The sequence below is a fragment of the Azomonas macrocytogenes genome (assembly GCF_014191985.1).
GTDB classification, from domain to species: Bacteria; Pseudomonadota; Gammaproteobacteria; order Pseudomonadales; family Pseudomonadaceae; genus Azomonas; species Azomonas macrocytogenes.
On the sequence record NZ_JACHXI010000012.1, the window covers coordinates 52,132 to 74,341 of the forward strand.

Sequence of the window (22,210 nt, forward strand, 5' to 3'; positions counted from 1 at the left end):
TCAATTAGTTATTATACATTTAGCTGATTCTGCTTAGCCCATCAGCCATTGAAATAACAAAAGATTTTCTCTCCATGCGATTGCCCTGCGCCCAACGACCGTGATTACTGGAGTACGCATGACCCTGCCCGCCGCATTCCTCCATGAAGTACAGCGCCTGATCCCCAGCGCCCGCCGCTTCGACGATCCGCTGTCCACCCTCGCCTTCGGCACCGACGCCAGTTTCTACCGGCTGATTCCCCAACTGGTGGTGCGCGTCGAATCCGAAGAAGAAGTCGTACAACTGCTCAAGCTGGCCCAGGCCGACCGCGTCCCCGTCACCTTCCGCGCCTCCGGCACCAGCCTCTCCGGCCAATCGATCACCGACTCGGTACTGATCGTTCTCGGCGAGCACTGGAACGGCCGTGACATTCGCAACGACGGTGAACAGATCCGCCTGCAACCCGGCGTCATCGGCGCCCAGGCCAACGCCTGGCTGGCCCCGCTGGGGCGCAAGATCGGCCCCGATCCGGCCTCGATCAACGCCGCCAAGATCGGCGGCATCGTTGCCAACAACTCCAGCGGCATGTGTTGCGGCACTGCGCAGAACAGCTATAACACCCTGGCTGGCATGCGTGTGATACTGGCCGACGGCAGCATCCTGGACAGCGAAAGTCCGGCCAGCGTCGAAGCCTTCCGCGCCAGCCACGGCAAACTGCTGGAGCAACTGGCCGAACTGGGCCGGCAAACCCGCGCCAACACTGAGCTGGCCGCGCGCATTCGCCACAAATACCGCCTGAAGAACACCACCGGCCTGTCCCTCAATGCCCTGGTGGACTACGACGAGCCCCTGGATATCCTCACCCACCTGATGGTCGGTTCCGAAGGCATCCTCGGTTTCATCAGCGCGGTTACCTACAACACCGTGCCGGAGCATCCGCACAAGGCCACCGCACTGATCGTCTTCCCCGACGTGGAAACCTGCTGCCGCGCCGTACCGGTACTCAAGCAGCAGCCGGTTTCCGCCGTCGAACTGCTCGACCGCCGCAGCCTGCGCTCGGTGGAAAACATGAAGGGCATGCCGGAGTGGGTGAAAGCCCTGTCCGCCGGCGCCTGCGCCCTGCTCATCGAGTCCCGCGCCGCCACGCAAAGCCTGCTGCACGAGCAACTGGCGCACATCATGGCTTCCATCGCCGATTTTCCGGTGGAGAAGCAGGTCGACTTCAGCGAAGACCCACTGGTCTATAACCAGCTCTGGCGCATCCGCAAGGACACCTTCCCGGCCGTGGGTGCCGTCCGGCAGGTCGGCACCACCGTCATCATCGAAGACGTCACCTTCCCGGTCGAACAGTTGGCCGAAGGCGTCAACCGGCTGATTCAACTGCTGGAAAAGCACCGCTACGACGAGGCGATCATCTTCGGCCACGCCCTGGAGGGCAACCTGCACTTCGTCTTCACCCAGGGCTTCGATTCGCCCGAGCAGGTGCAGCGCTACGAAGCCTTCATGCAGGACGTGGCACAACTGGTGGCGGTGGAATTCGGCGGCTCGCTGAAAGCCGAGCACGGTACCGGACGCAACATGGCCCCCTTCGTCGAACTGGAATGGGGCCACGACGCCTACCAATTGATGTGGCAACTCAAGCGCCTGCTCGACCCGAACGGCATCCTCAACCCCGATGTGCAATTGTCGGAAGACCCGCAGATCCACCTCAAGCACCTCAAACCACTGCCAGCCGCCGACGCGATCGTCGACCGCTGCATCGAGTGCGGCTTCTGCGAGCCGGTCTGCCCCTCCAACGGCCTGACCCTGACCCCGCGCCAGCGCATCGTCATGTGGCGCGACATCCAGGCCAAGAACCGCGCCGGAGTCGACGCCAGTCAACTCAAAGCCGACTACGCCTACCGTGGCGTGGACACCTGTGCCGCCACCGGCCTCTGCTCCCAGCGCTGCCCGGTAGGCATCAACACCGGCGATCTGGTGCGCAAACTGCGCGGCACCGACGCCACACGCACGCGCACCGCCAACTGGCTGGCCGGGCACTTCGCCACAGCCTTGCAGGGCACACGCCTCATGCTGAAAGCGGCCAACGCTGCTCGCCTGCTGCTGGGCAGCCGACTACTCGCCCGAGTCTCCGCCGCGCTCAGCAAAGCCAGCCAGGGCCGAATCCCCCAATGGACACCCGCCATGCCGCAGCCGGTCCATCGTCTAGAGCTACCCGTGCCGCTCGACGATGCACGCCCGCGCGTGGTCTACCTCGCCGCCTGCGTCTCCCGTGCCATGGGCCCGGCCGCCAGCGACCCGGAACAGCAGCCGCTGATCGACAAGACCCGCGCCCTGCTGGAAAAGGCCGGCTACCAAGTGGTTTTCCCGGACAACCTGAACAACCTCTGCTGCGGCCAGCCCTTCGCCTCCAAAGGCTATGCACAACAGGCGGAGCGCAAACTCCAGGAAACGCTCGACGCCTTGTTGAAAGCCAGCCGCGGCGGGCTCGACCCAATCTACTGCGACACCAGCCCTTGCACCCTGCGCCTGGTGAAGGATCTAAACGACCCGCGCCTCGACATCCACGACCCGGTACGCTTCATCCGCACCCACCTGCTGGATCGCCTGGAAATCACCCCGCAGGACACCCCTATCGCCATACATGCCACGTGCAGCACCCAGCACTTGGGCGAAGCCCAAGGATTGGTCGACATTATCAAGCGCTGCACCACGCAGCACGTGGTGATCCCGGAGGGCATCTACTGCTGTGGCTTCGCCGGCGACAAAGGCTTCATCACCCCGGAACTGAACGCCCACTCCCTGCGCACCCTCAAGACCTCGGTACAAGGCTGCCGGGAAGGCATTTCCACCAGCCGCACTTGCGAAATCGGCCTCAGCCGGGAAGCTGGAATCGACTACCACGGGCTGGTTTACCTGGTTGATCGGGTCAGTCAGGCAAAACCGCAGATGTCATCCTGAAAATACGGAAATCACACGAGCAAGGACGCTCGTCCGAATACATGAACGCTCTTGCCCGAGCACAGTCACCAACCATGAGCCGCCTAACCAAAGGAACTCTTCAAGCGCTCGGTGAGAAGGCCGTACCTGTATGCCCCATTCAGGCAGAAGCACCGGGAAATCCATGATCGGGAGAGTCAGTCATGAAAACAGTTGCACTGATTGCCGTTGCCGCACTGCTTATCGGCAGTCAAGCCGCACAGGCCAAGAGCAAGAACCTCTGCGAGATAAACCTGCAGGAAATCGACCAGAACCTGACCATGGCCAAAGCCACCCTGGGCGAACCGCTCAAAACCAAGATCGAAGAACAGCACCAACAGGCCCTCTCCGCACAAAAAGCCGGAGATATCAAAGGCTGCATAGCCAGCTCCACCAAAGCCCTACACTTGCTCAAAGGCCCCGGCGGCTCTGGTGCAGGCGGAAGCAGTGGCTCCGGCTCAGGGAATTGAGCATCACCGCAAACCGTTCATCCAGTGACGTTGTCATGCTATTGAATACCGCTAAAACATCCCTAGATATAAGACATAGACAATCGACGTCACATCACCTTTGGCGTAGACTGTCGCTAATTCAGCCGCAAGGTTGAGGGGCCGATTAGGATTCGACGCCGGTTACAAAACTTGAGGGGCATGCCGAGTTGGTAGCGGAACTCGTAAATCCACTGCTGCAAACCTACAGTTGCCAACGATGACAACTACGAAGGGTACGCGCTAGCCGCCTAACCTTCATCTGGTCGCTTCGGCGCCAGCGATCACGAGGGGATGCCTGTAAACCCAAAGTGATCGTCAGATAGAACAGGATCGCCGCCAAGTTCGCTGTAGACGTAACGGCTAAAACTCATACAGCTCGCTCCAAGCACCCTGCCACTCGGGCGGCGCGGAGTTAACGTAATAGAGATGGCTACGCATGTAGAACCGATAGCGGAGAGCTGGCGGACGGGGGTTCAAATCCCCCCGGCTCCACCACTTGAACACACAAAAGCCCTTGAATTTCCTAAATAATTTCAGGGGCTTTTGCTTTCCAGGCCAGCAAGTGTCGAAGAAGTGTCGAGCCTCTGTAGCGGCGCGTGAAATTTGTCGTAGTTTTGCGCGATAAATGACGCATGCCAATCGTTACATGAGCTGCAATGGAATTTCATTTTTATCCTCCATTGCCGCCGGTGTGTAGCGCTCCAACTGAGCAGAACTGCCAGCACAAGTAAAAATTTGCGGCCTAGATCGTAACCGAACATACAGGCAATGTGACCTACACGCTGTTCTGGCCTATCTTGGCGCAGATTATGGTGCTGGATGCAATCTTCTCGTTGGATATCGTAAGCACCGCCGTGGGTATGGTTGAACATCAGGCTCGAATTTCCATATCCCGAAAGGCTATCTGTATGCAGCGAGCAACGTCTCTATTCTGATCGAGTTGTTCAACCAGATTGCCCGCTCGCGCCGTAAAAATGGCCTGTGTCGAGCGTTCGGCTAAAAGTGGGGCGAATCAGAAGTCTATACAGGGCAACGAGTTAGCCCGGATCGAGGTTGCTTAACGCGCCAAGTGCGCGCGCATGCCATCCTCGCGCTGATCATCTCATACCGTTCATGGTGGTAGCCGGTGCAGCAGGTCAGGATTGTGGGAAATTGGAAGCAAAGCTGTTGATGGGAGAGAACACCGTTTCATGCCATTCATTTGGCGGTTCAGAAGGCATTGCCATGGCGTCGCTGGCATGACTACGTCCGCTCGCCGAACCTCGCCAGCGATTGCCGCAACCGCGGCACAGCGAAATCCAGGAAGCGGCGCAGCTTGAGCGGCATTTGGCTCCGCGAGATGTGCATTAGATGGATGGGCACGGGCTCGACTTCAAACGCATCAAGAACCACCCGCAGCTTGCCCGCCTCGATCGGACCGGCCACTTGGTAATGCAGCAAGCGCGTCAGGCCGATGTCCCGCATTGCGGCCTCTGCCGCAGCTTCTGTCGTCGTGACCCGTAGGCGGGACGTGACCATTGCGACGACTGCCTCGCCCGATTGTGGTTCACGAAAGCGCCATCCTGGCGACAACATTGGTCCGTTGACCGTTACGCATGGCATACGCGCCAAATCCGCTGGGGTCTGTGGCACGCCCTGTCCAGCAAGAAACGCCGGGCTGCCGCAAACGACGGTTCGCATCGTGCCCACTTGCGTCGCGACCAGGCCACTGTCCGGCAGATTCCCGATGCGCACCGCCAGATCGACGTGTTCGTCCACCAGATCGACATTGCTGTCCGCTTGCATGAGGGTAACGTTGACCTCCGGGAATAGCGCGAGAAAGTCCGTGATTTCAGGCAGAACGTGTAGACGACCAAACAGCACCGGCGCCGTAATCACCAATTCGCCTCGCGGAGCGGTGAACTCACCGCTTGCCTCGCGCTCCTGCTCGTCCACCATCGCCAAAATGCGCCGCGCAGCGGCAATGTAGGCAAAGCCCGCGTCGGTCAGCGCGAGCTTGCGGGTGGTGCGCGTCAACAATGCCGTGCCCAGTCGCGCTTCGAGATCGTTGATCTTGCGAGTAAGCGTCGGCACAGGCACCCGCATCTCCCGCGCAGCCGCCGACAGACTGCCTTTCTCGACGGCTGTAAGCAGCATGGCCATAGCTTCGAGACGGTCCATTTAACCGATTTCCGAGCAAGTGAAACTCGATTCTAATGGATTAAATAAAAAAACAAGCAAAGGCATGATGCACTTAAGAATCGACGGTTCAACCCGTATCGAAGGAGCACGCTCATGAATACCGCATATCGCAACGCCAACGTCGATGGCTTCGACATCTTCTACCGGGAGGCCGGTAGTCGCTCGAATCCGACCCTGCTGTTGCTGCACGGCTTTCCCTCGTCCAGCCACATGTTCCGCGACCTGATCCCGCTGCTGGCCGACCGCTTTCACCTCGTCGCGCCAGATCTGCCTGGCTTTGGCCGTTCCGCGTTGCCACCACGCGACCAGTTCACGTATAGCTTCGACAATCTGGCGCGCGTGACCGGTCGTTTCACCGAAGTGATCGGTTTGGACCGATTCGCGATCTATGTCTTCGACTACGGCGCGCCAACCGGTTTCCGCCTGGCATTGGCTCACCCGGAGCGAATCACCGGCATCGTCTCGCAAAACGGCAACGCCTACGAAGAAGGTCTTAGCGAGGGCTGGAACCCAATCCAGCGCTACTGGCTCGATCCCAGCAACTCCAATCGGCAAGCGCTGCGCGACTTCCTGACGCCGGAGTCCATTCGCTGGCAGTACACGCATGGCACGCCCGACCAAGCGATCATTTCGCCCGACGGCAGCACACTTGATGCGTGGTACATGACCCGGCCAGGTGCGGACGAAGTGCAACTCGACCTGTTCCTCGACTATGCGAGCAACGTCGCGCTCTACCCAGCGTTCCAAACGTATTTCCGCGAACACCAGCCGAAGCTGCTGGCGATCTGGGGCAAGCACGATCCGTTCTTCCTGCCTCCGGGAGCCGAGGCCTACAAGCGCGACATTCCCAATGCCAAGATCCGTTTTCTCGACACCGGTCACTTCGCACTCGAAACCCATGCCTCGGAAATTGCCGAGGCGATCGCCACCTTCCTTAGCCCTACACCTCGGCCGTATTGAATATCTTGCGCAAAACGCTGAAGACCAGCGCACTTCGGTGCTGGAGTCAGCGTGAAATAAAACAACCTTGCAAGGACATCGCCCGATACGTGAGCGTGCGGCCCATGCTGTCATGCGTCCGTTGAGTGGTCGAACGTTAGGCACTGATGAGGTCGGCGAGGATAGCGCTGAGATGCTGGAAGACAGCCATACCCATGTGGTCTTCAAACGACGGAAGCGGTCATGATCAGCGGTGTTCTACAACTGGCGGAGCCTCCGATTCGCTCGATCATGACACCGCGTGCTGAAATCGACCAGATTGATGATCTGGCGGACTACTGAATCAGCGTGAAAGCTGATGATGTCGCGTAGATCAAGCACACGCCCGACAAAAATATCGCCACGTTCATCAAACTCAATGCGAGCTGTATAGCCCTTGTACGTCATGCTGGCGTTATCTGTTCGGGATGCAAATGTACGGCTAGCCAGATGGCTCCCTCGGACACACGCTCAACGGTGTGTGGGGTGCCGGCCGGTAGAAACAGATAATCGCCGGATTTGAGGGCAACCGACTCACCTGCCACCCGCAAAACCGCCTCGCCCTGAAGCAGGGCTACCCATTCATCCTGCGCCTGAATGTATTCGCAGGGCGTGATAGCCGATGAACTGAGAATGCGTTCGACCACGAGGTTTTTATGGCTCAAGAGCGTTTCGAAACATTCGCCGTTTTGTGGCGGAGCGGCATTGGCGAAGAGATTTCCGGTGGGCATGGGTTCGGGCCTTGTGCTGTTCCAATAGACAGGGTGAAAAATCGCGCAGTGATTGCCAGCACACCGCCCAGTAGCTGAGATCGACCGCTCTCACGCAATGACAATGAGGGATCGAACACTCAGGATTGGGGCTGCTGGCGGCGACGCCAGCGGCAGTAGAAGTAGGCGATTCCGGAAACAATACCGGCGATGGTCGCGGTTATCGCCAGAGCGGGCGCTGCCTGAACCACAAGCGGCGTATCGGCGATGCCAAGCCAGACTCCAATGGCGGCGAGCCCCGTGGGTGCCGCGAGCGTCGCTGCTACTGTCGCGATTCCGGAAGCGACGCCTGTGGCCATGGATACGGTTTCGATATGGCTGGCGACCTGTTCGCGATTGGTGTCGATCTTGCGCGCTGATTCGGAAATTCGGTTCTGCAATGATCTGATGTGCGGCCGCATACAGATCCTCCCATTCGTTTTTATGCGTCCGGCAGATTACAACTTTTGGCTGCGGTCTTGAACGAGGTAAAGGTTTGTTCCGATGGTCGTAGTGTAGTGCTTGGTGATCGAGGCGATACATAACTTGATAGACATCCCCAAAACGCGGCCTAACTCATAGGCCATGGTTGGTGTCCCCGAAAACACTGTGTATAAAAACAGAAAGCAAGAAATTACCAATACCTCGATGCAGTCAGCAGCATCAGAGGACCAAGACAGTCGTTACTTCACTTGCCAAACACGCCAAAGCAGACTAAACCAATACAAGTGCGCCAAATTGTCGCTCTCAACCAATGATAAAGAGTTGTTGCACTAACCAGGCAGGCAGCCAAGCTCACGAAGAAAGAAATAGTCTTTTCGAGCCGCCGATGAGAAATTTTCCGCTATAAATTGAAATCACTTCTCATTATCACTATCGTATCCAGACGCTGCGAGCCCAGTGATAGCCATTCCGGGCTCGCCGCAGAATCCCAACCTAATCTGGAGTGAGTTGAAATATGAGCGTAACTATTGTTTATGGATCTGACGGCGGATGTACCAAGAAAATCGCATCGCGAATCGCCAGCAAAATCAATGGTCGCACCCTGGATATCAAGAAGGCTCAATCCTCCGATTTCGAGGACTGCTCACTGTTGATCCTGGGTTGCCCCACCTATGGTGACGGCGATCTACAAACAGATTGGGATGAAAATCTCGAAGTGCTAGAAAACGCTGACCTGAGCGGCAAGACAGTGGCTCTGTTCGGCACTGGCGATCAGGAGAACTATCCCGGCTCTTTCGTCGATGCGATTGGTACTCTGTACGACGTCGTGATAGAAAAAGGCGCCAACGTGGTGGGGTTCACCGATACCGAAGGTTACGACTTCACCGGATCGACAGCTGTGCGCGATGGCCGTTTCGTCGGGCTTGCCCTGGACGATGACAACCAGTCCTCCGAAACCAATGCGCGGATTGCGGCATGGCTCGCTCAGCTCACGTAAGCGTGTGCTTTGGTCAATACGTCTCCGAGTACCAAAAGGGGGTACGTCAGCTTTTCCTGCTGACCATGACTCCGCATGAAGCGATGGCGCTCCAGAAGAGGCTGGAAAAACAGTTCATCGATTGTTATGTGCAAGAAGTCAGTATAACGAAGGTCAATGTGTTCTTCGGCCGCGGACCTTGCGTCAAGACAGTGCGTGCCATCGTGACCAAGCCCCTGTACGAGCTGACGCCCGAGCAGGATTTCATGATCGGCACCTTGCTGGGTTATGACCGCGAGCAGCAGTGTTTGCGGTATCTCACCAGAGCGGGCAAACGGAGCCTGAATCAAGCTACCAGTCGACCGCATTGCGAATGATCAAACAACCCAGACTCTCCTCACCCGCTGCCGGCATCAGCCGGCGGCGCGGCATCGGATTCATTCGCCGGCCTCGAACCCTGAAAAGCCTGCACTAAAGTCCCCACCGCCTCGCCTACCAGACCGGTATTTGGCCATATCTCTACAACTCTGCTGGAAAAAGGAGTAACGGCCACCAGCACAATCATACGGGCCAATACCCATGTCGCGTACAAGCCTGGCCTTGATCAATCTACAGCTTCGAACAGAGTATGCTCTCCCGCTTCCAGGGAGCGCTGCATCAGAACGGTGTCAACCCATCGGCCAAGCTTGAAACCAACGGACTTGAAGGACCCAACCGCTACGAACCCCAAGCGACGATGGAGTGCGATCGAACCCATGTTACCGCTATCGCCGATCACTGCCAGCATTTGCCGCCAAGGTCCGGTCCCGCAACGGTCGATCAAGGTACCGAGTAAGGCCGTGCCGATTCCCTGACCATCGAATCCCTGTTCAATATAAATGGAATCCTCGATCGAATATCGATAAGCCGACCGGGTACGGTAAAGTGTGGCATAGCAATAACCGACCACGCGGCCATCACGTTCGGCGACCAAATAAGGCAGGCCGAGCGCCAGCACCTCCATGCGCCGCGCCGACATTTCTGCGCAAGATGGCGGAACTTCCTCGAAGGTTGCCAGACCATGCAGTACATGGTGGGCATAGATTTCCTGGATTTTTGCCATATCCGTATCCAACGCATCCCGCACATCGATACAGTGACTGGCAACTGGATTTTCTTGATCGTTCATCAATGTTTTTCCGTGCAATACCCAGCACTCGGCAGCTAGAGATACAAGGTGTATCGGCCAGCTCGGCTGTGTACTGATCGTGGTCGGCGTGATACTGGCCCACAGAACCGTCGCTGGCAAGCAGGCCTAGCCGACCCGGCCTTACCAGCGATCCGGCTTGGGTGCAGTAGCAGGATCAACGCTGGACTTGATGGTGATAGTGCAGGTAAGCCCGGCCGACAGCATGACGTTTTCCGGAACATCATCGAGATGAATGCGTACCGGTATCCTTTGAGCCAGGCGCACCCAGTTGAAGGTCGGGTTGACGTCCGCGATCAAGTCACGGCTCTGCGGGTTGCTACGGTCGTAGATGCCGCGGGCAATACTATCTACTGTCCCGGTCAAACGTTCACCACTCATCAGGCGCAAATCAGCTTTGTCACCGATGCTGATCAGCGGTAGACGAGTTTCCTCGAAATAGCCGTAAACATAGTAGGAATGGCTGTCGACCAGAGCCATGACGGCCTTGCCCCGCTCGGCAAAATCGCCTTCGAAGGTTTCCAGGTTGGTGATATAGCCATCGACCGGAGCCCGTACCTCGGTGCGCGCAAGATTCAGCCGGGTCGCATCCAGCTTGGCCAGTGCCATCCGGTAAGCGGCCTGCGCTTCGGCAACTGCGTGCCTGGAGTTCTCGCGGGCCTCGCGTGAAACGACCAGTTCATCCATATCCAGGCGTCGCCTTGCGTCATCTTCACGCATGACCATCACGGATTTCTGCTGGGCGACCTCGGCCTCCGCCTGCTTGACTGCCAGGTGATAGTGGTCAGGATCCACTCGCATCAGCAAATCGCCTTTCTTCACTTGCTGGTTGTCGCGTACCAGCATCTCGACGACCAGGCCGGAAACATCCGGGGCGATATTGACCACATCGGCTCGCACACGACCGTCACGCGTCCAGGGCGAGTCCATATAATGCACCCACAGCATGCGTACGATAATCGCTGCGGCACTGAAAACCAGCAGCGTGAACAGGACGCTGATAACTTTTTTCCAAGACATATCCAGTCTCTATTGATCCGGCAAAGGTATTTCGAGCCTTACTGGTAGAAATACAATGCAACAACGCCATAGAAGCAGGTGAACAGGCTGACCCGCAATAAAATGGGATGCCAAGCATAGGTATACAAACCAAACCAGGCGATCACTCGATCGATGCCCCAACCGATGGCCAAGGTCACCAGGAAGAGCAGAGTCACGGTTGGCATGTAGATACCAAGCAAATCGATTTCACGTGGCAGTGGCAAGGGAAGCACTCTCGATTACAACAGATGATGTTTTCGCCAAGGGCGAATGCGGATCAAGCAACGACGTGCGGATAAAGTGCAAATGACTGAGCACACGACGTAACGGCGAAGTATCGAACTGCGGCGGACGTGGCTCGGGGGTGTTGCGCACCGCCTCGATAGCTTGCTCCACTGCAATCAGGGCGCGCTGGCGGTTATCTTCATCGACCTGCATGAACAGGTCCACCAGTGCCTGTTCCATGATCCGGACACAGGCACGCCATTCCATACTCTTGGCATACCAAGGCTCGCGCGGCAGAGCTGCCTGCTCTTGCCGCAACTCGATCACTGCATGGCCGACTTCCAGCACAGCGAACATCCAATGCATCAGGTGGCGCTGCATATCAGGATGCCCGGCTGCCTGTATATAAGCCTGATTGAGCAGATCGCGTGTGCTGCTCTCGAAACCTGCGACCAGCCCCTTGAGCTTGGCTGTGACGGCAAAGACCAGACGCATGCGCAGATCCTGCTCCAGGCCACGCCACAACCAGGGACGGTTGGGCGGCAGGATGAAACTCGCAGCCACGGCGGCAGCGCCAATGGCAATCAAGGAAGCGATCCATTCGTTGAGAAAATGTGAGGGGTCATACTGTGTCAGATCCACCGGCAACGAGAGAATACAAAACCACACCAGCCAGCCTACCCCATAGCCCGCCGTCACCGGCCGTACCAGCAAAAAGGCACCGAACGCCAGCACCGGTCCCAAGACGCAAAACAGTATGGCAAAGCCGTCTATCACAGGGTAAACCCAGAAATACAGAAAAAACCCCACGGCTCCGCTGCCAAAGGCACCTATCAATATTTGCGTGGCAAAGGGTCCAGGCCGGCTGGTCATGGAAATCAGCCCCGACACCAACCCTACGGTCAGTACGGCAGTACTGCCGCTGGACCAGGCTGTAGCAATCCAGAAGCTGCTGATCAACAATACCAGCAAGGCACAACGCATGCCGGAAATGACGGCGGCCAGACCATTGGAACGCGGGGTGAAGTTATCTTTCCACTGTTCACGCTCGTGATGGGTAGAGATCAGCGAGGCCTGGGTCAGCAGATAGCCATGCAGGTCATCGGCGAACCGAAATAGCAACTCGGCGGCTGTATCAAAATCCAGCGATTGCGCTTCATCGGGAAGCTTTATCGCCAGTTGCTGGCGCGCCAGACGAATGCGTTGCATGAGCTCCTGCTTGCTTGAATCCAGCCGCTCGGCCTGCTGTGCAGCTTCGGCATCGACGAGCAGATGCCCACGCAGCGGCTCCAAAATCAGAACCGCCTCGTCCAGACAGGGCTGCAAGGCTTCCAGCACATCTTCTTCGTTATCGTCCTGCAGGCGCTGAAGTAGTCGGTGCAACGCATGAAAACGCGTTGATAACACCATGAACTCATTGTTCAGACGCGCCAGACGTCCTTGGCGCAGGCGAATCCGTGGATCTTCGAAGGCGCTGGCGCTGCGCAGGTTCTCCAGTCCTACGGCCAGGGCGGCGAAACGCGCGTTGATCTGCTCCACCTGGGTCAGATCCAGCTTTCCGTTCAGGCCGTCCATGGCAAATCCAATAAAATCACGGAATCGATTGTACTGTGTGGCGCGCATATTGCTGCTGCTGGTCAATGGCAGAATCAAACCACTGACCAAACCGGCGCAAAGAATGCCGACAACGATTTCGATCACCCGCCACAATGCATTCATGAAGGCATTATCTGGCTGCAAGGTGGCTGGAACGCCGATCATGACCGCCGTATAGCCGGCCAATACACAGGCATATCCGCGAAAATCCCGGAAACGGGCGCTACCCGCCACACAGAAGCCAAGCCAGACGGACAAAAAGAGCAGAAACAGCACCCGCTCCTGATTGAACAAGGCTATCAACGTCACCGTTACCGTCAAACCCACCATGGTACCGATGATCCGATAGAAACTCTTCGCCAGCACATCGCCACTTTGTCTCTGCAGGACGATAAATACGGTAGCGATAACCGTCGAGGGTTGCGGCAGCTCCAACCGATAGGCCAGCCAGAGCGCAACAAATACACTCAACAGAGCTTTGAAAACAAAAACCCACAGTACGCCTTCGCTCTGCCACCATTCGATAAGGGCTCGCCGAAAAGCCGAAGGCGATGCAACGGTTGCGGTTTCCATGGCTGTACTCAAGGCTAGTCGAAGAAATTGCGCAGAGTAACATCCCGGGCTTTCAGCTTCTCATCGGCTGGGTTGTTCTCTGCGTCGAGCACGCCACCGCCGAGTGCCACCCAAAGCCCGGCCTGGGTGCTCAACTGAGAAGCGTGCACCTGCTCGCGCAAGCGTTGCTGTTTGAATAACTCGGTTTGTGCCTCCAGTACCCGGCGGTAGTCGACCAGGCCACGCTCATAGGCATTCTGTGCCAACTCATAGCGGCGTTCCGCAGTTTCCAGGCCATGCTTGATAAATTCACCCTGTTCATGCAACGAGTGCATACGGATAAGCAAGTCGGATATGTTTTTGAGCGCCATGACCAGAGTCTGGTTGTACTGCTCGACGGCTATGTCATAACCGGCAGTGGTAGCGCTCAGATTGCCCCGTCGGCGACCTCCATCGTAAACCGGCAAGCTTATCGCCGAGCCGAAAGTGGTGACGAGATTGGCGTATTGAAGGAAATGCAGCATGCCGCCTTCCACCGCCATCGAACCCACACTGGCTAGCAAGTTCACATTCGGGTAGAACTCGGCCTTGGCTACTTCAATACCACGAGCCTCGGCAGCTACTTGCCAACGACTGGCCACGACGTCCGGACGGCGCCCCAGCAATTCCAGTGGCAGGCTCGAAGGCAGCGCCGGTTCCGCGTGCAACGACAGCTTCGGTCGCTTGAGCCGGGCGCCCTCCCCCGGCCCTTTCCCCGCCAGGGCTGCCAATTGGTTACACGCCAGGGCAATATCCTCGTGAACAATATCGAGCTGCCGATGAACGTTCGGGATCGGCGCTTCAGCCTCAGTGACTTCCAAATGAGTACCAAGCCCCATTCGCAGATTCCGCTCGGCCAGATGCAGCAACTCTTCACGCTGCTTCAGCGAAGCCTCGACGATTGCCAACTCTTCGTAATGTAAAGCCAGTTGGATATAAGTGCGCACGATATTACTTGCCAGCTCCAGCTCTGCGGCGCGCTCTTCGGTCGCCACGATCCGGGCCAGATCCAGTGCACGCTCCTGGTTGTTGCGCAAGCGCCCCCAGAGATCCAGGTCATAACTGAACTGGAGGTTGCTCAGGTTGTTCCAGGTGGTATTGCGATTGAGTGTAGAAGGGCCATAGAAGAAGTCGTCTGGCCAACGCTTGCGCTGAAGTTGGACATCTAAATTTATCTGCGGCTCTTCCATGGCCTCGGCAATACCAGCCATGGCCTGTGCCTGGCGAACCCGTGCCCGCGCCTGAGCCAGACTGGGGCTATCGACCATGGCTTGTTCGATCCAGGCATCCAATTGGGGATCGCCATAGGCCTTCCACCATTGCTGACTAGGCCAGGCCGCCTCCTCTGCGGCGTTCTGGATCGCTTTATCGGTGACCAATTCCGTATCGTTCAAGCGGTTAGCCTGTGGAACAATACCTCGGCTGTCTATGCAGCCTGCGAGGCTTGTGACCACGGCAAGCAAAGAGGACAGGTAGAAACCTGACCGTAGATTGTGAACCACAATCGTAATCCTGATTTGGGGAAGCAAGGCAAATGAAGCGCTTTAGCGGCGATTCTAGAAGCGGGTAAAGGTAAGAGATAAGAGCAAAATTAGGCGATTTATTGTGTACCATAAGTACTTAATCAGTGGCACGATTAATGGTTAATATTCTGTTACCAAAGTTTTAGTGTTTATAATTGACAATCTTTTAACAGCCCCTCATGCAAACTTGTTAGTCCTTTGTTTTCGCCAGAGAAGCTTAAATGGACACCTTTTTCCTCATGCGTGCCTTCGTCTGCGTAGCGGAAACCGGTAGCTTCACCGCCGCCGCGCTACGCCTGGATCTGACGACATCCTATGTATCCCGCGCCGTATCCAGTCTTGAGGACCATTTGCGAACGCGCCTGCTACACCGCACTACACGCCGCATCGCATTGACCGAAGCCGGCCAGCGCTACCTGTTACGCTGCGAGCAGATTCTCAACTATATCGAAGAAGCCGAAGCCGAAGCAGGCCAAGCCCACGCACGCCCTGCCGGCAATTTGAAGATCCACTCCATGACCGGTATAGGTCATCGTTATCTGGTCAAGGCTGTGGCGGACTATAATGAAAAATATCCCGATGTCAGCTTTGACCTGACACTGGCCAACCGGACCATCGACATCATTGAAGAAGGCTATGACATTTCCGTCGTGGCAGCCCGGCAGCTACCGGACTCGGGCTACATCTCCAAGCATCTGGGCCAAGTCTACAGCGTACTGTGCGCATCACCGACTTACATCGCGAAATACGGCTTGCCGGATACCCCTGCCGAGCTGGACAAGCATCGTTGCCTGCGCCTGGTCTACTCGACAATGAGCCTCGACAAATGGGTGCTCGACGGCCCTGACGGGCAAGAAGAAGTCAGCATCAGCCACACGCATTTCCAAGCGAATACCGTCGAAGCAATGACCGAAGCGCTCAAGCTCGGCATGGGCATAGGTTCATTGCCGATCTATTCGGCCTATCAGAGTCTTAGGGATGGCAGCCTGGTTCGGGTTTTTCCGAGCTACACGCTCTATCCACTCGGCGTCTACGCGCTCTACCCATCACGACAGTATCTGGATGCGAAAATCAAGACTTGGGTCGAGTTTCTTCGGGACTACCTGCCGCAGCAACTGGCCAATGACGAACGAGCGTTGATCGACTGCAACCAGCCAGCATAGAGTCTCCCCTCTGATCCAGTCCCACGACAGATAAGGAAGACGCGAATATTTTTTCCTTGTCCTCTACTCGTCCAGCATCAACGCTCGACAGGCGCAGTGGGAACGTCGGGAGTTATAGGATGCAAGGTAGTATCCGGATCATCGGTATGCTGGGCAGGTAACGAACGTCGGGAATCGGAGCCGTGCTCGCCTGCATCCTTCGAGCCCGTACCTGTATCGTTTTTATCCTGGATTTTCTCGGGAGAATCCCCCGGCCTCTCGATCGAATCCATTTTCTTGTCGATATCATCCCGCTCCTGAATGAGCTCTGGCGGTTTATCCCCATCATTGTGGCGAGAATCCGCCGCTTCGCCCCCCATAGCCAGCCCTGACAACAGGGTCGCCGCCGCCGCACACACTAAAAAGCTATTGACTTTCATGGGTAAAACTTCCCTTTCCTGACTATCACCTGATAGTGGACAAGAAAACCTCACAATAGCTTCAAGCAAAGGCACAACTGAAAATAAAAAAGCGGCAAGATATTTGCTTTACAGCTAGTAAAAACAGTTCCGGCGTTACCGAAATATCCACCCACAAGCCTATCTGAAGCATTCGCTGCCAACTGGATTACCCAAGGCAACACCGATGCTCGGCAAACAGGTTCTCAGAGGGTTGGTTTGCGTCCATCCAACGCCTACAACAAGACAAAAAAGGTTGAAACCATGTTCACTAAAAAACAGATTTACCAAGCTACCTGGATCCTGCTCGCTACCGTGATGGTTTTAATTCTGCCGAATATGAGCCGATTCATGGGATAACCCCCATTGCCTGCTTTCTGCTTTTTGCAGCCATTCGTCGCCTTGGCAAATTTTGCTGGTAACGCGCTTTATTATCCGCGGAGATTAGCCTTAACTGTTTGTATCTCTGGGATAGCCTGACTACCCTGCAATACAGTGGCTATGAATGTCATCGATGTTTCGATGGCCAATACCGAAAACAAGAACATCTTCTTAAAAGCCTGGATTGCGCTGAAATAAAGCCAGCCGGTAAAGCTACGCAGAAATACAGCAAGCATCATCGTAGTGCGGGATCGCTCCAGTATGCCGGCCTTGCTCGCGCAGGATAACCGGACCTGTATCCAATAGTGTTCGACATCATCCAAATATGTTGTACTAAAAGATTTTCCTTGAGCCCTGCGGCACTTCCTGCCCATAAATGGTGCCAGGGATTCGATTGTGACCACAAGTACAGCGATAACCGAATCCGGCGCAAAAGCGGCGGAAGCAAACCTACCTCAAGTCTTGGGAGTATTCAAAACCATCAATATTGACAAATAGTTAGCGTAGTGAAAGCGAATTGCCATCCCTAGTAACACAACTAATACAAGGGGGTACGATTTGAACCTAGGTAAGATTGTGCCGATTGCCGGCTTTCCCGTTCACGAAACCACGCGCCAGGATCTGGCGATCCATTTACTAACCACGCTACACCAGCACGAAAAAATTTCTCTGTTGTTTGCTAACAGCAACTTCGTCGTCAAATGCAAATCGCTCTTGAACCGGATGTACAACGATAGCGTGCTCATCGTCAACGATGGCGTCGGGCTCGATATTGTTGCGAAATGCCTGCACGGAGGCGCATTCAAGGCCAACCTGAACGGCACTGACTTCACCCCTTATCTGTTCTGCGAATCTTCCCGGCCGCTGCGCGTGTTCATGCTCGGAGCAAAACCGGAAGTCGTGGAGAAAGCCGCAGAGCATGTCGAACAGCGGCTGGGGCAGACCATAGTAGGCTATTGCGATGGCTACAGTGGGCTGGACGATCCGCAGATGATTGCCCGTATCAACCAATCCGGGGCTGAATTACTACTGGTAGCCCTGGGTAACCCCTTGCAGGAAGAGTGGATTCTCAACCATCGCGATTCGCTGGACGTTGGCATCGTCACTGGCGTAGGAGCACTCTTCGATTTCTGGGCGGGCAACCAGCCACGCGCACCGCAGTTCATTCAGAAAATACGACTGGAATGGCTATTTCGGCTATGCCACGAACCACGCCGCCTGATGCGCCGCTATACGGTTGATATGCTGGTGTTCTTCGCACGATGCTTCAAATACCGAAAAAATCCCGACACGAACGAAACCTCGGATAACCCGCTCCAAGCCGATTATTAACAACCGCCAAAGGATTCTGCGCGCAAAATATTGGCCGCCGGTGGCGCAAGGAAGCCACCACCAGCGTCGCCAAGCGCTGACGATCATGCCTGGGCAAATGCTTTGCCGGCAATTGATCGAGCATGCAGGCCCCGAATAAATCCTCGCCATTATAAACCAATAAATATCAAATACTTATATAAAAACAAAAGACAGGAAAGTACGTTTTTGACTTGCTATTGGCACAAAAATCCCGCAGGGTAAAGAGTATGAGGACCTTACTAGCCCCCATCGCTTCTTTGCTGGGTGGAGTCGCTTTACTCCTGCTCGGCCACGGACTGCTCAACACACTGCTGACGCTGCGCGGAGTCGCCGAAGGCTATTCCACCGGACTGATCGGCCTGATGATGTCGGGCTATTTTCTCGGCTACCTATTCGGTACCTGGACGGCCCCACCGCTGATCCGCCGGGTAGGCCATATCCGCGCCTTCGCCTGCTGCGCAGCCCTGGGTGCCATCGCCGCGCTTCTGCACGTGCTGATCCTGAATCCCTGGGTATGGCTATTGTTGCGCGTACTCTACGGCGTAGCGCTGGTCACCCTCTACATGGTGGTCGAAAGCTGGTTGAACGCTCGGGTCAGCAGTGACAAGCGGGGCCAGGTATTCGCCATCTACATGCTGGTCAACCTGGGATCGCTGGCCGTTGCACAGCAGCTTCTGCGCCTCGACGATCCCCTGTCGTTCACTCTCTTCGCGCTGGCTGGCATTCTCATCTGCAGCGGGTTGATGCCTATCACGCTGACCCACCAGGCCCAGCCGACTCTACCCGATGCGCCCTCGACCGATATCAGGCAGTTGGCCCGCATTGCCCCACTGCCGCTAGCAGCGTCCGGCCTTTCCGGACTGGTGCTTGGTGGTTTCTGGGGACTGGCGCCAGTCTATGCCAGCCAGATCGGCTACGACGCCTCCGGCGTCGGCCTGATGATGAGCATGACGATTCTGGGCGGCGCACTGCTGCAGTGGCCGATTGGACGTTTTTCCGATACCCACGACCGTCGCTTGGTAATGCTCTGGGTGGTGGTATTGGCCGCAGCCCTGGCCGTACTGATCGGCACACTGTCGGCCAGCGGTTTGCAGCTCGGTCTGATGTTCGTCTGGGGTGGCCTGGCATTTTCCATCTATTCCGTTGCCGTGGCGCAGATGGTCGATCAGTTGCTCCCCGATGAAATTCTTTCCGGTTCCAGCGGTCTTCTGTTGACCAACGGCCTGGGATCGGCCATCGGCCCACTCGCGGCCGGCGCAGCGATGCACGTGGTAGGTCCGCAAGGCCTGCCTTGGTATTTCGCCACGGTATTCATCCTGCTGGCCGCGTTCTCTCTTTATCGTTCGCATCGCGTCATCGATCTGCTCAATGAACCACACGGCCACTTCACCCCTATGCTGCGAACCAGCCATACGGTGCTCGAACTGATGCCCGATGCACAGGAAACGGAGCAGGCATCCACTGAAGTGGATGCAGAAGAGGAAACGGCCGAAGAAGCAAACGAACCACCCCAGGCGGAGGCGAAAAGAGCCTGATCCGCTCTGGGCGACTGTGCCAAAGCGCAGCTATAGCCCATGGTTCGCCTGCATTCACCGGACCCTTGCCCGTTCGGCAATAAACTTACTCGTCGGCCCAGGTCGGCGCGTCAACCATATAGAAAAAGGAAGACAGCGCATGCTACTTGCTACCGATCTCGATGGAACCTTTCTTGGCGGCGATCCCCAGGATCGCCTGAGCCTCTATCAAGCTATTACCGCTCACCCGGACATCCAGCTCGCCTATGTCACCGGTCGTAGCTTGGAAGCCGTCATGCCGCTCTTGGCAGATCCGACGCTGCCGCAGCCGGACTACATCATTGCGGATGTCGGCGCCAGCCTGTACCACGGCGAAACGCTGCAGCCGATCCAGTCGATCCAGCATGAAATCGACATGCTCTGGCCAGGCGAAACCCAGGTTGCCAGCGCCCTGGTCGACTTTCCCGACATAGAGCGCCAGGATGTACCACAGGCGCGCCGCTGCTCGTACTTCTGCTCGCCGGAACGTGCTGCCGATCCCGAACTGAAAAAAATCGCCGAGTCGCTGAATTGCGACTTGCTATATTCCGCCGATCTTTATCTGGACTTTCTGCCACGCAGCGTGAACAAAGGTTCCAGCCTGCTGCGCCTGGTGGAAACCCTCGGTATCGATCCCGAGCAGGTACTGGTTGCCGGCGACACCCTGAATGACCTGAGCATGCTGACCAGCGGATTCAAAGCTGTCTGCGTCGGCCAGTCCGAGCCGGCATTGCTGGACGAGACCCGTGGGCATGCCCGCGTGCTCCACTCCGACAGCCCCGGTTGTGGCGGCATCATCCAGGCCTTCTCGCATTTCGGCTTCCTGGGTGGCCAGGGCTTCGCTGCGGAGACACGCAAAGCCACCGAGCCGGGACAAGCCGAGCTGGTCATCGTCTACCATCGCCTACCCTATGAGGAACATCGGGTGAACGGCCAGTTGCAGCGCCGCCGCCCTCGCTCGCCCAACGGTATCATTCCGACTCTGCTGAGCTTCTTCGCCGATGGCCGCAAAGGCTCCTGGGTCGCCTGGGCCGAGCACGAGGAAGGCGAGAAGTTCGACACGCACACAGCGGTCGATCCCGAACACTACAAGCGCTTGACTGCCGCCCGCATACCGTTGACCAAAGAAGAAGTCGATATCTTCTACAAGCGCTTTTCCAAGGAAGCCTTCTGGCCAACCCTGCATACATTCTGGGAACGCGCCATCTTCAACGAAGACGACTGGCAGGTGTACCTGAAAGTGAACCGCGACTTCGCCCTGCGTACCGCCCAGGAAGCAGCCGAAGGCGCCACCGTCTGGCTGCACGATTACAACCTGTGGATGGTCCCGGCCTATCTGCGCGAGCTGCGCCCTGACCTGAAGATCGCCTTTTTCCATCACACCTACTTCCCGTCGGCGGATGTGTTCAACGTAGTGCCCTGGCGCCGCCAGATCGTCGGCAGCCTGTTGCAGTGCGACTACATCGGTTTCCATATTCCTCGCCAGGTCGAGAATTTCGTTGATGTCGCGCGTGGCGTTTTCCCGCTGCAAACCCTGGAACGACAGAATTGCGCGCCCCGTTTCGTCACCTATGCCTGTGCGGTCGGCCTGGAAACCATGACCACTGCCCTGGATACCGGCATGCGTACGGTCCGGCTTGGTGCCCATCCGGTCGGGCTCGATATCGATCGGGTACGCACCTCCCTGGCCAAAAACGAGGTTCAGGAACAGATGCAGCGCCTGCGCAAAGAACTGGGCTCCGTACGCTTGATCCTTGCGGTCGAACGGCTGGATTACACCAAAGGCGTGCTGGAAAAGCTGGTGGCCTACGAAAAACTACTGGAAACCAATCCCGATCTGCTCGGCAAGGTTACCCTGGCCACCATCTGCGTGCCGGCCGCCAAGGAGATGACCATCTATGACGAACTGCAGGCGCAGATCGAACAAGCGGTCGGCCGCATCAACGGACGCTTTGCCAAGATCGGCTGGACACCGGTGCAGTTCTTCTTCCGTAGCCTGCCGTTCGAGGAAGTGGTCGGCTGGTATGCCATGGCCGATGTCATGTGGATCACGCCGCTGCGCGACGGACTGAACCTGGTGGCCAAGGAATTCGTGGCGACCCAGGGCCTGATCGATGGCAGCGGTGTGCTGGTGCTTTCCGAATTCGCCGGTGCAGCCGCCGAATTGAAAGGCGCACTACTGACCAATCCGCACGACACGGCCGACCTCGCCCAAACCTGCTACCTGGCGCTGAACATGCACAAGCAGGAAGCGCGGACGCGACTGCGCGAGCTCTTCGATATTGTCAGCTACAACGACATCCGGCGTTGGGGCGATGAATTCCTCGCAGCCCTGGAAAGCCCCCAACCCGAGAGCCGCCTGTCTGGGCAAGCGGTGGCCTGA

At 56.9% G+C, this 22,210-nt stretch carries 18 protein-coding genes, 1 other RNA gene and 2 pseudogenes; 12 read left to right on the top strand and 9 right to left on the bottom strand.

What is annotated here, in order from left to right:
- The first annotated feature begins 118 nt into the window (after positions 1 to 118).
- From FHR87_RS12095 to FHR87_RS19230, 4 genes and pseudogenes are all read left to right on the top strand, one after another.
- Positions 119 to 2,941, top strand: coding sequence for an FAD-binding and (Fe-S)-binding domain-containing protein (locus FHR87_RS12095; RefSeq protein WP_183166983.1), 2,823 nt, complete (start codon positions 119 to 121; stop codon positions 2,939 to 2,941).
- A 182-nt stretch (positions 2,942 to 3,123) separates the two neighbouring features.
- Positions 3,124 to 3,429: a hypothetical protein gene (locus FHR87_RS12100; RefSeq protein ID WP_183166984.1), complete on the top strand. Its 306-nt coding sequence runs from the start codon at positions 3,124 to 3,126 to the stop codon at positions 3,427 to 3,429.
- A gap of 137 nt (positions 3,430 to 3,566) precedes the next feature.
- Positions 3,567 to 3,945, top strand: a transfer-messenger RNA (tmRNA) gene (ssrA, locus tag FHR87_RS12105).
- 254 nt (positions 3,946 to 4,199) lie between these two features.
- Positions 4,200 to 4,432, top strand: a pseudogene (locus FHR87_RS19230) (hypothetical protein); the annotation flags it as partial.
- A gap of 260 nt (positions 4,433 to 4,692) precedes the next feature.
- On the opposite strand, the gene FHR87_RS12115 reads toward FHR87_RS19230, so the two are convergent.
- Positions 4,693 to 5,610, bottom strand: a complete 918-nt coding sequence (locus FHR87_RS12115; RefSeq protein WP_183166986.1) for a LysR family transcriptional regulator — start codon at positions 5,608 to 5,610, stop codon at positions 4,693 to 4,695.
- Positions 5,611 to 5,724: 114 nt separating this feature from the next.
- Between FHR87_RS12115 and FHR87_RS12120 the strand changes: the two genes are divergently transcribed.
- Both FHR87_RS12120 and FHR87_RS19235 read left to right on the top strand, forming a co-directional pair.
- Positions 5,725 to 6,591 (top strand): alpha/beta fold hydrolase, encoded by an 867-nt coding sequence (locus tag FHR87_RS12120; RefSeq protein WP_183166987.1) that lies wholly within the window; start codon positions 5,725 to 5,727, stop codon positions 6,589 to 6,591.
- Positions 6,592 to 6,649: 58 nt separating this feature from the next.
- Positions 6,650 to 6,894: pseudogene (locus tag FHR87_RS19235) on the top strand (hypothetical protein); the annotation flags it as partial.
- Between the two features lie 119 nt (positions 6,895 to 7,013).
- Here the strand turns inward: FHR87_RS19235 and FHR87_RS12125 are convergent.
- Both FHR87_RS12125 and FHR87_RS12130 read right to left on the bottom strand, forming a co-directional pair.
- Positions 7,014 to 7,340, bottom strand: a complete 327-nt coding sequence (locus tag FHR87_RS12125; RefSeq protein WP_183166988.1) for a cupin domain-containing protein — start codon at positions 7,338 to 7,340, stop codon at positions 7,014 to 7,016.
- 119 nt (positions 7,341 to 7,459) lie between these two features.
- Positions 7,460 to 7,780 carry a hypothetical protein gene (locus FHR87_RS12130; RefSeq protein ID WP_221189827.1) on the bottom strand — a complete coding sequence of 107 codons (321 nt, stop codon included), beginning with the start codon at positions 7,778 to 7,780 and terminating at the stop codon, positions 7,460 to 7,462.
- Between the two features lie 536 nt (positions 7,781 to 8,316).
- Here FHR87_RS12130 and fldA point away from each other — a divergent pair.
- Both fldA and FHR87_RS12140 read left to right on the top strand, forming a co-directional pair.
- Positions 8,317 to 8,799: a flavodoxin FldA gene (fldA, locus tag FHR87_RS12135; protein WP_183166989.1), complete on the top strand. Its 483-nt coding sequence runs from the start codon at positions 8,317 to 8,319 to the stop codon at positions 8,797 to 8,799.
- Positions 8,778 to 9,155: a DUF2023 family protein gene (locus FHR87_RS12140; protein WP_183166990.1), complete on the top strand. Its 378-nt coding sequence runs from the start codon at positions 8,778 to 8,780 to the stop codon at positions 9,153 to 9,155. The genes fldA and FHR87_RS12140 overlap by 22 nt, the downstream gene beginning before the upstream one ends.
- A 227-nt stretch (positions 9,156 to 9,382) precedes the next feature.
- On the opposite strand, the gene FHR87_RS12145 is transcribed toward FHR87_RS12140, so the two are convergent.
- From FHR87_RS12145 to FHR87_RS12165, 5 genes are all read right to left on the bottom strand, one after another.
- The gene (locus tag FHR87_RS12145; RefSeq protein ID WP_183166991.1) at positions 9,383 to 9,946 is read right to left on the bottom strand and encodes a GNAT family N-acetyltransferase; all 564 of its coding nucleotides are present in this window, start codon (positions 9,944 to 9,946) and stop codon (positions 9,383 to 9,385) included.
- Between the two features lie 141 nt (positions 9,947 to 10,087).
- Positions 10,088 to 10,984, bottom strand: coding sequence for an efflux RND transporter periplasmic adaptor subunit (locus FHR87_RS12150; RefSeq protein WP_183166992.1), 897 nt, complete (start codon positions 10,982 to 10,984; stop codon positions 10,088 to 10,090).
- Positions 10,985 to 11,022: 38 nt separating this feature from the next.
- On the bottom strand, positions 11,023 to 11,223 hold the full coding sequence (locus tag FHR87_RS12155; protein ID WP_183167041.1) for a DUF1656 domain-containing protein: 201 nt from the start codon (positions 11,221 to 11,223) through the stop codon (positions 11,023 to 11,025).
- The gene (locus FHR87_RS12160; RefSeq protein ID WP_183166993.1) at positions 11,213 to 13,399 is read right to left on the bottom strand and encodes an FUSC family protein; all 2,187 of its coding nucleotides are present in this window, start codon (positions 13,397 to 13,399) and stop codon (positions 11,213 to 11,215) included. Before FHR87_RS12160 ends, FHR87_RS12155 begins: the two co-directional genes overlap by 11 nt.
- A gap of 14 nt (positions 13,400 to 13,413) precedes the next feature.
- Positions 13,414 to 14,919 carry an efflux transporter outer membrane subunit gene (locus tag FHR87_RS12165; RefSeq protein ID WP_183166994.1) on the bottom strand — a complete coding sequence of 502 codons (1,506 nt, stop codon included), beginning with the start codon at positions 14,917 to 14,919 and terminating at the stop codon, positions 13,414 to 13,416.
- 242 nt (positions 14,920 to 15,161) lie between these two features.
- On the opposite strand from FHR87_RS12165, the gene FHR87_RS12170 reads away from it, so the two are divergent.
- Positions 15,162 to 16,103 carry a LysR family transcriptional regulator gene (locus FHR87_RS12170; RefSeq protein WP_183166995.1) on the top strand — a complete coding sequence of 314 codons (942 nt, stop codon included), beginning with the start codon at positions 15,162 to 15,164 and terminating at the stop codon, positions 16,101 to 16,103.
- Between the two features lie 77 nt (positions 16,104 to 16,180).
- Here the strand turns inward: FHR87_RS12170 and FHR87_RS12175 are convergent, their stop codons facing one another.
- The gene (locus FHR87_RS12175) at positions 16,181 to 16,522 is read right to left on the bottom strand and encodes a hypothetical protein (protein ID WP_183166996.1); all 342 of its coding nucleotides are present in this window, start codon (positions 16,520 to 16,522) and stop codon (positions 16,181 to 16,183) included.
- Positions 16,523 to 17,479: 957 nt separating this feature from the next.
- Between FHR87_RS12175 and FHR87_RS12180 the strand changes: the two genes are divergently transcribed.
- The 3 genes from FHR87_RS12180 (at position 17,480) to ggpS (ending at position 22,210) form a co-directional block, all read left to right on the top strand.
- The gene (locus FHR87_RS12180; RefSeq protein ID WP_183166997.1) at positions 17,480 to 18,253 is read left to right on the top strand and encodes a WecB/TagA/CpsF family glycosyltransferase; all 774 of its coding nucleotides are present in this window, start codon (positions 17,480 to 17,482) and stop codon (positions 18,251 to 18,253) included.
- 248 nt (positions 18,254 to 18,501) lie between these two features.
- Complete coding sequence (locus FHR87_RS12185) at positions 18,502 to 19,809, top strand: MFS transporter (protein WP_183166998.1); 1,308 nt, start codon at positions 18,502 to 18,504, stop codon at positions 19,807 to 19,809.
- A gap of 139 nt (positions 19,810 to 19,948) precedes the next feature.
- Positions 19,949 to 22,210, top strand: coding sequence for a glucosylglycerol-phosphate synthase (gene ggpS / locus FHR87_RS12190; RefSeq protein ID WP_183166999.1), 2,262 nt, complete (start codon positions 19,949 to 19,951; stop codon positions 22,208 to 22,210).

Bases quoted from the DNA above. Each gene is read 5' to 3' on its own strand.
- FHR87_RS12095 (WP_183166983.1), top strand. From the start codon at position 119: ATGACCCTGCCCGCCGCATTCCTCCATGAAGTACAGCGCCTGATCCCC.
- FHR87_RS12100 (WP_183166984.1), top strand. From the start codon at position 3,124: ATGAAAACAGTTGCACTGATTGCCGTTGCCGCACTGCTTATCGGCAGT.
- FHR87_RS12115 (WP_183166986.1), bottom strand. From the start codon at position 5,610: ATGGACCGTCTCGAAGCTATGGCCATGCTGCTTACAGCCGTCGAGAAA.
- FHR87_RS12120 (WP_183166987.1), top strand. From the start codon at position 5,725: ATGAATACCGCATATCGCAACGCCAACGTCGATGGCTTCGACATCTTC.
- FHR87_RS12125 (WP_183166988.1), bottom strand. From the start codon at position 7,340: ATGCCCACCGGAAATCTCTTCGCCAATGCCGCTCCGCCACAAAACGGC.
- FHR87_RS12130 (WP_221189827.1), bottom strand. From the start codon at position 7,780: ATGCGGCCGCACATCAGATCATTGCAGAACCGAATTTCCGAATCAGCG.
- fldA (WP_183166989.1), top strand. From the start codon at position 8,317: ATGAGCGTAACTATTGTTTATGGATCTGACGGCGGATGTACCAAGAAA.
- FHR87_RS12140 (WP_183166990.1), top strand. From the start codon at position 8,778: ATGGCTCGCTCAGCTCACGTAAGCGTGTGCTTTGGTCAATACGTCTCC.
- FHR87_RS12145 (WP_183166991.1), bottom strand. From the start codon at position 9,946: ATGAACGATCAAGAAAATCCAGTTGCCAGTCACTGTATCGATGTGCGG.
- FHR87_RS12150 (WP_183166992.1), bottom strand. From the start codon at position 10,984: ATGTCTTGGAAAAAAGTTATCAGCGTCCTGTTCACGCTGCTGGTTTTC.
- FHR87_RS12160 (WP_183166993.1), bottom strand. From the start codon at position 13,399: ATGGAAACCGCAACCGTTGCATCGCCTTCGGCTTTTCGGCGAGCCCTT.
- FHR87_RS12170 (WP_183166995.1), top strand. From the start codon at position 15,162: ATGGACACCTTTTTCCTCATGCGTGCCTTCGTCTGCGTAGCGGAAACC.
- FHR87_RS12175 (WP_183166996.1), bottom strand. From the start codon at position 16,522: ATGAAAGTCAATAGCTTTTTAGTGTGTGCGGCGGCGGCGACCCTGTTG.
- FHR87_RS12185 (WP_183166998.1), top strand. From the start codon at position 18,502: ATGAGGACCTTACTAGCCCCCATCGCTTCTTTGCTGGGTGGAGTCGCT.
- ggpS (WP_183166999.1), top strand. From the start codon at position 19,949: ATGCTACTTGCTACCGATCTCGATGGAACCTTTCTTGGCGGCGATCCC.